Annotated in this window: 2 protein-coding genes; both read left to right on the top strand. The window is 42.2% G+C overall.

Going from position 1 to position 1,040, the window contains the following annotated elements; genetic code table 11:
- Positions 1-185: helix-turn-helix domain-containing protein (locus R8N28_RS27065; RefSeq protein ID WP_318183898.1), on the top strand; the 185-nt coding region annotated here is incomplete at its 5' end.
- A 226-nt stretch (positions 186-411) separates the two neighbouring features.
- Positions 412-1,040 (top strand): ABC transporter substrate-binding protein (locus R8N28_RS27060; RefSeq protein ID WP_318183897.1); only part of this gene is annotated, 629 nt, incomplete at its 3' end.

Genomic DNA, 1,040 nt, shown 5'->3' with positions numbered 1-1,040 from the left:
ACACGACTTCGATCCACTTTCCTCTCGATTACAAACAGTGGCAAGAGGAGCAAGATATCAATCTTCTCAATCGTGCCTTGGAAGAAGCAAAATTCAACCAACGACAAGCAGCCGAATTGCTGGGATTAAGCTATCACCAGCTACGAGGTATGGTCAGAAAGTACGGTTTAGTCGGGCAAAGTTAACAAAACCAAAAACACCACTAGCCATAGATAACGCAACTCATGTCTGCAAAATTCGGGCTACAGTGTTAAATAGACATCGTATTTTGATCTAACACCCTACCAGCAAAAGATTTTGTGTTTGGAGCGAGTTCACAAAGGTGATAAATTAGCGAGATCATTTTCGCTTGTGAGCTCTGGACGAGTAAGATCAAATGAAACAAGCAAAATCCAATGAACATTTCATATTATGAATGCTTTTATAAGATTATCGCTGAGCCTTATTGGTATTAGCTTACTGACTGCCTGTGGTGAAGAAATCGATCACAACGATATTCGCCAAGCAGGTTTTGTGTTTTGTGGGCAAGGTAAACCAACAACATTTAACCCTCAGCTTATAGACAGTGGTATTACAGCCGAGGCGTTAAGCCCTCAGTTGTACGACACCTTACTCACGCTTGATCCTAAAACACACCAACCTATTGCAAGCATTGCGGAAAGTTGGTCTGTGAACAAGGAAGGTACTGAGTACACATTCAAGCTCAAACATGGCGTTCAGTTCCAAACGACACCGTGGTTCTCTCCGACTCGCCCGTTAAATTCAAAAGACGTGGTATTCAGCTTTAAGCGAATCATTGATGTAGACCATCCTTTTCATCAAGTTGGTGGTGGTTTTTATCCATGGTTTGCTGGTTTAGATTTTCAAAATCTATTGCAAGATGTGATTGCTGTCGATGATTACACAGTGACGTTTAAACTCGCTCAGCCAAACTTTTCATTCTTGGCAAATATCGCCACCAGCCATGCGGTAATACTGTCAGCAGAATACGGTCAACAATTGGCGGCAAAAGACAACAAAGAGCAAATCGACCAACTCCC

Source organism: Vibrio sp. Vb1554, assembly GCF_033344235.1.
The sequence above is the reverse complement of the archived record's forward strand: the minus strand, read 5'-3'. Positions and strand labels throughout refer to the sequence as shown.